Raw genomic sequence first — 8,000 nt, forward strand, 5'->3', positions numbered from 1 at the left:
CTTGACGTTTATAGGGTTATAGATGCTTGTGTTGAATACGATAAAATAATTGAAATGAACTCAAATCCTCATAGGTTAGATATAGATTGGCGATACAGTCAACTACCCCGGTCTAAAGACGATGGCTTGTAAAAGCCAAGGTTGACTAGCATGAGTCTGAAAACAGCCTTACGGCAAAGTTGAAAGACTACGTTATTTTAGTTATCACACCCTCGGATGATGCCCTAGTCCGTTGCTCTGTGTAGGCTCCGTAAACAGTCCTGTGAGGTAGGGACAGTCGACCTAAGGAAGTCCTGGCATTCCAGGCAAGCTAAAATAACATTTGCGAAGGGCAACTACTCCGATAAGGAGGAATACTTTGTGTTAGTATTCGTTTTTAATAAACACGGTGAACCTTTGATGCCTTGTAAACCTTCAAAGGCAAGAAAGTTACTAAAAGGGAAGAAAGCTAAGATTATTAGTTATGAACCATTCACTATTCAGTTGTTATATGGCAGTAGTGGTTACAAACAAGGAGTTTCAATTGGTATTGATATAGGTTCCAAACATATTGGTGTAGCAATCACATCAGAAAATAAAGTTTTAGTTAAAGGCGAAATAGAACTAAGGCAAGATGTTAGTTCTTTATTGACTACTAGAAAAACTTATAGAAGATCTAGACGTTTCAGAAAAACAAGATATAGGAAATCTAAGTTTCTTAACAGAAAAAGAAAAGAAGGTTGGTTACCACCTTCTATTGAAAGTAGAATTAGTAACACGTTCAAATGGATTGATAAATTTGCTTCATTAGTTCCTAATCCAAAACTAAATATAGAGGTAGGAAAATTCGATTCACATAAATTTGTTAATCCTGAAGTTTCTGGTAAAGATTATCAAAAAGGACAGATGCATGGGTATGACGATATTAGATATTTTGTGTTTGAACGTGATAATTATACATGCGAAGTCTGCAAGAAGAAAGGTGTTATTCTCCAAACTCATCATATAAAGTATAAGTCTAAAGGCGGTACAGATAATCCTAATAATTTGATAACAGTTTGTGCCGATTGTCATACACCAGAAAATCATAAACCTGGAGGTATCTTTTGGGAATGGATGACTAAATCTAAAAAACCGAAAGCATACAAAGAACATCCATTTATGAATATCATTAGAAAAAGAATATATCAAAGATATCCAAGTGCAAATATTGTATATGGTTTTTGGACAACTCCCAGAAGAAAAGAGTTAGGATTATCGAAAACACATTATAACGATGCTATTGCTATTTCTGGCATAGACTTCATTAAAAAGAATGTAGACTCTGTTTTCGAAATAAGACAGGTTAGGAAGAAAAAAAGGTCTCTACACGAAGCTACTGCTAGAAAAGGACGAAAAGAGCCTAATAGAGATCAGATTAGAAACTCGAAAAATACCAAATTCTACAAAAGCTTTTATTTGAACGATTTAGTAAAAGTTTTTAGTAGAAAAGGGTGGATTACTGGTTTTACGAATGGTGGAGCTTATATAAAAGATATTTTTGATAATTATATAACTATGCCAAATAAAAGTTACAAACAAGTTTCTTTGAAAAACATACAGTTTATTAGTCACAATAATAACTGGCAATTTGTTCCTCATATGAAAGAAGGAGATTTGTTGCTTAATGGAAAAGAAAACCAGCTTTCATCTCTGATAAAACAGCCTCATGGCAGATAAGGAAATTGGAAAGAATTCCCGCTGGGTTTCTTAAATACGCAAAAGAAAAAGGAGTTAAACTTGCTATCTGTCCAGACGCTCATAGAGTGGAAGGACTACAAGACGTGAAATATGGAGTGGGTATTGCACGTAAAGGTTGGCTTGAAGCGACAGATGTGATAAATACCTTTGATGTCGATCAAGTGTATGAAATTTTCAAACAAAAATGAAATATAAATCGGGTAGGAGGTAGATAATTAATTTATCTACCGTCCTCCCACACCACCGTACGTACCGTTCGGTATACGGCGGTTCAACAGAATTGATGTTTTAGGTTATACGTTTCCAGGATCGAAGTTAACCCTATTTGCTTAAGGTGTTTATTAGTTAGTGTTCTTGAAAGTATTGGGCTGTTGGATATCCTCCAATAGCCTTTTCTTGTATTTGCATATCTCCATGCTTTGTAGGTGTTTAGTCCTAGTTTGACTAAGTTTTCATGTTTTGTTTTGATTTTCTTCCATTCCTTCCAGATACACATCCTAATTCTCCTTCTAAGCCATCCATCAAGACTTTTGGCTGCCCATTCCATGTTCGCTATTCCATAGTAGTTTATCCATCCTGTTATTATTTGTTTTAACCTTAACAGCCTGTATGTCATGCTTCTTCCACTGCTTCTCTTCGTTTCTCCTTTTAACTTCTTTCTGAATTCTTTGATGGATTTTCCATGGACTCTAATTTCGTACTTCTCTTCTTTCACGTAGAAGGAGAACCCTAAGTATTTGAGGTCCCAAGGTCTGACTACTTTGCTTTTCTTGCTATTCACTTTTAGCTTTAATTTCTTCTCTATGTATTTTGTTATACTTTCCATCACCCTATATGCGGATTTCTCGCTTTTCACGTATATGTTGCAATCGTCTGCATACCTGCAAAACTTGTGTCCCCTTTTGGTTAGTTCTACGTCAAGTTCGTGGAGCATTATGTTGCTTAGTAATGGGGATAGCGGTCCCCCTTGTGGAGTCCCTTCTTCTGTTTCTATTACTACCCCATTTACCATTACCCCACTCTTGAGGTATTTCCTTATCAGGGATATCACTCTGCCATCTTTTACGTCTTTTGATATTATCCTCATCAGTTTGTCATGGTTTACTGTGTCAAAGTAGCGTTCTAAGTCTATGTCCACTATCCATGTGTGCCCTTCATTTAGGTATTCTTTGCTTTTTCGTATGGCTTGTTTTGCGTCTCGTAATGGCCTGAATCCATAACTGTTATCTACAAATTTCTTTTCGTAAATCGGTGTCAACACCTGGGCTATGGATTGCTGGATTACTCTGTCTATTGCTGTTGGTATGCCTAGTAGTCTTTTCCCTCCATCCGGTTTCGGTATTTCTTTCCTCCTTACCGACTTCGGGGTGTACCTTCCTTCAAGGAGCTCTTGCCTTAATTCTTCTCCATGTTGTTTGAGATATCCAAAGAGTTCTTCTACTTTCATCCCATCTATTCCGGGGGCTCCTTTGTTGGCCTTTACCTTCTTGTATGCTTTATTCATATTATCCTTGGATAATATCTTTTCAAGCATCCCTTCACTGCATCCCTTAACATCGTTTCTTCCTCTTTCAGACGTAGAAGTTATACTAGGCGCTTCTACATTATTTTCAGGCTCTCCCTTATCTTCATGTAGGAAACCTTCTAATCGAAGTTGTATGCCTTTTCCGTGTCCCTTCGCATCTTTCAAGATTCGAAACCTCCTGTTGTTCAGTCCTTCCTCATCTTCCAATGAGTAATATGACTTCTGCTGACTTCTCAAGATTCAGCCATACATTGCTGCATGGGTTGCCTTAACAGCGTATTCTTGAGATCTCCCCAGGTAAGTGCAATAACTTTCATCCCATCTATCCGCCAGATTTACTCCGTGAAGTTCTGGATAGCTATTGGACTTCGTTTTGAAATGCAAACTCGTCCACTTCACTTAGCCTTGTATCTGGTTCTTGTTCATCGGACCGGGACTTTGCCTTGGGCTTCCTTCAGATTCCACCTCACGATGGACACCCTTGCCTTCGACTAGTGGTTCCCGCTACCTGGCCCACAGCGGACTTTCACCGCTTAGCTATTGCCCATGCTGGGCGCACTTTGATAAAAAATCCCCAAATATGGGGATTTTTGTATGAGTTTAATTTTTTAGTGTTTTCAATGCTTCATTTAATACTCCGTTTTTCTTTAGAGCTTCAGTACAAAATTCTTTGTCTTTTCCAGATAAAATCATCAATATTGCCAATTTGGGTTTCCTATCAGCCTTGACTAAATACTCTTTACAGGTTTTTTATTATTGTTTTTTCACTTTCAAATCTACGGAAATTTTCATTAACGATTGAATTCTCTCTAGTGACGAATTTATCTTCTTTCTAAAATTATCATTATTTTTATACTCACTTACTACAGCATTTTTGGCTTTTGATTGTGTCTCAAAAGAATGGCAAATGCTAACTAGGTCCATTCCAGCATTCAGTGATTTTATTACAGCCTCTTGGACCAAATAAAAGTTTGCTACTCCTCCCATTTCAAAATCATCTGTAGTTAAAAAGCCTTTATCTTCTCCTCTACTTTTTGGTTATAAATATCCATTATGCTTTAAGTAATAACAATATGCCAATGGTATTTTTTTGATTAAAGGTGATTATCCGAAATTATATGCAATTATTTCCAGTTAGAAGACTATATCTCATTATTTCTAATTTGCAAAAGAAAAATATAGTAGTATAATTTATCAGTGTAATTAGGAAGTAAAAATCTTACAATTAAGTCATTACTTTAATATAAAATAAATTGTTTTACATTACAGCGTTTTTTATACCCACAAATCATTAAATACTTTAGGTATAAAATGATTTTCAAAGATAAGATTTTAATTTTAAAGGAGTTAGAAGGTGGATCTGTTCCTTGCAGGTGAACTGCTAAGCAAATGGTATTAAAATAAATTTTAAATTTTCTAAAAGTAGCATTCCAAAGAATTTTTGGAGGCTACAAAAGTTAAAAAGGTACTTTTGTTTCTTCACGGATAATCATTTTCTATACAAACGATCTCTAAAGTTTCACAAAGAAAATGAAGGAGCATAATCACAAAGAACGACGAAACGTCTGAACATGAATTTAACAATCTACTAAAGATATAAGAAAATTTTTTATTAAGGGAATAAAGAAAAGATAAAAAAATCAAGACGACTTATAAGTTGCTTCAATTATGAGTTAATAGCTGCATTCTCTTAAGCATAAGAAGAATCAATTGTAAGTAAACAAACTTTGAATTTACTATTTTCTTTTCCCAAAAACATATAATATATCAACCTCATTCTAAATAAAGAAGGTGAAATAAATAGAGACTATAAATAAATATCTTGAATCAATAAAAAAAGTGTTGGATGAAGTTGAACAAAATGAAAAAGAAAATATTGAAAAGGCTGCCCACTTAATCTATGAAACAGCCAAAAACAATAAACATGTTTATATTTTTGGTTGCACACACTCATCTATTCTCGCAGAAGAGGTTTATTATAGGGCTGGCACCCTTGCATTATTTGAACCCATATTTGTTCCAGGTCTGAGTGTAACCACTACTAAGCCCCGCTTGACTTCTTATATTGAGAGAAATGAACAATATGGGAAGGATATTGTTGAATCCTCACGAATAAACAATGGTGATTGTATAATAGTTGTTTCAACCTCTGGAAGGAATGCTGCCCCAGTAACGGTGGCTTTAGAGAGTAAAAGACGTGGAGCAAAAGTCATTACTTTAATTTCCAAGAACTACGAAAAATTTGATAGCAATCACAGCACAGGAAAAAAACTTAGTGATGAAACCTTTGATGTAGTAATAGATAACCATGTACCTGTAGGAGATAGTGTTATTCCAATAAATGGAGTTACTATGGGTCCTGTATCAACCTATGCTGGAGCTTTTATTTTGCATAGTATTTCAATGAGAGTGGCAGAGAAATATTTAGAAAACGGAGAACAACCTGATATACTTGTGAGTTCTAATATTCCTGAAGGTGAACAAATGAACAAGGAGCTTTTTAAGAAAAAGCGGATAAGGGAGCTGTATTTTTTACCGTAAGGGAGGAGTATTTAATGAATGTTCTAGTTATAGACGTGGGAACTACCAGGGTAAAGGTTGCATTAGTTACAGAAAAAGGAAAAATAATAGATTTAAAAGTGAAAAAGTGACTTCGTTGAAAAAGAGGATAATCCAACAGAAAAAAGCCCAAATAAATGGTTGGAGAATGTTTCCATACTGACAAAAAGTATAGTAGAGCGTAGGAAAATAGATGTTATTTCAGTAACGAGAGATATGCACGCTTTACTTTCAATAAATAGATCAAGTAAACCATTTATCAACGCCTGGCTGTGGAGTGACATTCGTCACAAAAATCTAGCAAAGGCCTTTAAGAGAACTATGCTAAAGAGATATCTCAGAGATTTTTAAGCCATCTTTTCCTAGTTTTCCTCTAAGTAAACTAATTCAGTTTAGAGAAGAATATCCTGACGAGTATAAAAAGACATACAAATTAGTTCAGTCAAAAAATGTTACCGTTTACAAACTCACAGGGAAACTGACAACAGATGCTTCGGGTACACTTTTATTCAATATGAAAAAATAACGAGTGGGATAAGGAATTTTTGAGTGAACTGAATATTTCAATAGAAATTCTCCTGATAGAGTAGAGGAATACTGTCAAGCTGTTGTTGAGGGACCCATCTTTTATTTAAAAGAATCTCATATAATTATGACTGAAAATCTTGGCAAAAGAAGGAATTTGATTGCTCAGTTACTGGCAGCAAAAATTCCATGTACCAAGATATCACTCGTAAACTTTTTACTTAGACTCTTTAAAAATAGAAAAAAGTGGAACATGGGAGGTGGTTTTTATAAAAGTTAGATAATGCGATAAAATATTTCGCTTTTCTGAAAGTTAGTAAAAAGGGTTTCAAATATTGGATAGAAACGCATAGAAAAGAAGGAAAGCATTTTAGAAAACAATATTTTTTAAAACCAGTATGTAATAGGTATTTTGGGGATTCCAAAGAGAGTTAATACATATTATACGAGGAGGAGTTTTAATGAACTTATTTCTTAGATTAAATCCAAAACCTAAAAAGCTATTCTATGAAGGAGCAAATATTCACTTTGAAAGTTCAAAGCTTTCTATTTTCAAAAATTTTGAAGAAGAAAGTTTCATCAAGCTTTTTCCAAGTGACCATTTTGTCTTTGTAAGAGATTCAGATAGTACCGACTTAAAAATAGAAACTTTTATTTCCCCTGCTGAAAAGGACTTAAATGAATTTATCAAAAGTAACGGTATAGAGTTAAGTATCGATATTATGGATGTAGAAAGCTATTTAATGAAAGTTGAAAAAGAAAATAGAACGGTTAAAATCTTTTCTAAATCAAAGAAAGGTATTTTCTATGGGCTACAAACCCTAAGACAACTTGTTGATTTTGAGAATAAACTTCTGCCTGTAGTTGAAATATTCGATTCTCCTTCTTTTAAAATGAGAGGAATAATTGAAGGTTTTTATGGAGAACCATGGAGCCATCAAAACAGATTGGATATGATACATTTTTGTGGAACAAATAAAATGAATACCTATTGGTACGCTCCAAAAGACGATCCATATCACAGGGAAAAATGGCGAGAGGATTATCCGGAAGAAGAAATAGAAAAAATAGATGAGCTAATAAAAGTTTCAAAAGATAATTTTGTCGATTTTGTGTTTTGTGTAAGTCCTGGACTTAGCATGAAATTTAGTGATCAAAAAGAGTTTGATTTATTGTGCAAAAAATACTATGAAATTTTAAGTAAAGGTGTAAAAAAATTTGCTATTCTTTTCGATGATATCCCTGAAAAGTTGAATTACGAAGAAGATGAAAAAAAGTTCGAAGGGAATTATGGTTTAGCTCAGACATATATAGCAAACAAGTTATACGAATTTTTAAAGGGGAAAGATTCAGAGGTTAACTTGTACCTCTGTCCAACTGAATACTGGCAGGAAGAAGATTCGATGTACAGAAGGACGATGAAAGAGAACTTAAATCCTGAAATTCCTGTAATATGGACAGGGAAAGGTGTATGGTCAAAAAACGTAAGTAGAAAAAACGCAGATAAGATTTCAAACCAGTTCGGTCATGATTTGATCTTGTGGGATAATTATCCAGTAAACGATGCAGATCAAGGAGAACTTTTCTTAGCTCCCTTAATGAACAGAGAAAATGATTTATGTATATCAAAAGTAAAAGGTATTATCTCAAATCCAATGAACCAGCCATATGC

The 8,000-nt window shown here is 34.4% G+C and carries 5 protein-coding genes and 2 pseudogenes; 4 read left to right on the forward strand and 3 right to left on the reverse strand.

Features of this window, described 5'->3' with window-relative positions; genetic code table 11:
- Positions 1-360: 360 nt before the first annotated feature.
- Together iscB and AA81_RS13515 are read left to right on the forward strand one after the other, a co-directional pair.
- On the forward strand, positions 361-1,698 hold the full coding sequence (iscB, locus tag AA81_RS13510) for an RNA-guided endonuclease IscB (protein WP_103078367.1): 1,338 nt from the start codon (positions 361-363) through the stop codon (positions 1,696-1,698).
- A gap of 26 nt (positions 1,699-1,724) precedes the next feature.
- Positions 1,725-1,907, forward strand: a pseudogene (locus AA81_RS13515) (histidinol-phosphatase); the annotation flags it as partial.
- Between the two features lie 83 nt (positions 1,908-1,990).
- Here the strand turns inward: AA81_RS13515 and ltrA are convergent.
- The 3 genes and pseudogenes from ltrA to AA81_RS14060 all read right to left on the reverse strand — a co-directional run.
- Complete coding sequence (ltrA, locus tag AA81_RS13520) at positions 1,991-3,409, reverse strand: group II intron reverse transcriptase/maturase (protein WP_103899325.1); 1,419 nt, start codon at positions 3,407-3,409, stop codon at positions 1,991-1,993.
- 75 nt (positions 3,410-3,484) lie between these two features.
- On the reverse strand, positions 3,485-3,628 hold the full coding sequence (locus tag AA81_RS14340; protein ID WP_169925173.1) for a hypothetical protein: 144 nt from the start codon (positions 3,626-3,628) through the stop codon (positions 3,485-3,487).
- A 369-nt stretch (positions 3,629-3,997) separates the two neighbouring features.
- Positions 3,998-4,249 (reverse strand): annotated as a pseudogene (locus tag AA81_RS14060) (hypothetical protein); the annotation flags it as partial.
- A gap of 804 nt (positions 4,250-5,053) precedes the next feature.
- Between AA81_RS14060 and AA81_RS13530 the strand changes: the two are divergent.
- Complete coding sequence (locus AA81_RS13530; RefSeq protein ID WP_245857156.1) at positions 5,054-5,785, forward strand: sugar isomerase domain-containing protein; 732 nt, start codon at positions 5,054-5,056, stop codon at positions 5,783-5,785.
- Positions 5,786-6,789: 1,004 nt separating this feature from the next.
- The coding region (locus tag AA81_RS13535; RefSeq protein WP_211292731.1) for a protein O-GlcNAcase at positions 6,790-8,000 on the forward strand (1,211 nt) is incomplete at its 3' end.

It is taken from the genome of Petrotoga halophila DSM 16923 (assembly GCF_002924615.1).